Raw genomic sequence first — 531 nt, forward strand, 5'->3', positions numbered from 1 at the left:
GTACGGCTTACCGTCGAGGAAGCTGGTCAGCGCGTCCGGTGTGATGCTTTTGCGGATTTGCGCTGGCGCAGGCTTGTCCGGAGAAGCTGATGCGGCTTCCTGGGTCGTCCGCGGTGTGGTCAGACCAGCGAGCGAGGCATACACGCTTGCGATCAGGGCCGGCAGGTCCGAGGCTGAGACATGGTTGTGAGATGAGTAGGCGGCAACGATTTCACTAGCCGCCTCCACCAGATCACGCGTTTGCCCGCTATCTACCCCAGACATTGCCTCTCCCCGTTTGATGAACAGGGCCTTTTAGAGCGCTATCCACTTCCTGGGCAACGATAGACCTCTCTCCGCCCGCGCTGCGCTACCGCCCCTTGCCGCTCTTGGCGTACTCCCAGACCGGCACCCCCCACATCTGGCCCGGCTTGTTCCGGTAGGCGGACTCGCTCTCGAACACGATCCGACTGGCCTCGACCGCCATCGGCCTTTTCCCGCTGAAAAGCAGCGCGCCGCAGTGATCCACGCGCAGCGTCCCATGCTCAGGGT

General features: G+C 63.1%; 1 protein-coding gene and 1 pseudogene. Both read right to left on the minus strand.

The features are described from left to right. Positions 1 to 264: MucR family transcriptional regulator (locus tag MKK53_RS13345; protein ID WP_243929194.1), on the minus strand; the 264-nt coding region annotated here is incomplete at its 3' end. A gap of 85 nt (positions 265 to 349) precedes the next feature. Then, positions 350 to 531: pseudogene (locus MKK53_RS13350) on the minus strand (hypothetical protein); the annotation flags it as partial.

It is taken from the genome of Methylobacterium sp. J-076 (genome assembly GCF_022829405.1).
GTDB lineage: Bacteria > Pseudomonadota > Alphaproteobacteria > Rhizobiales > Beijerinckiaceae > Methylobacterium.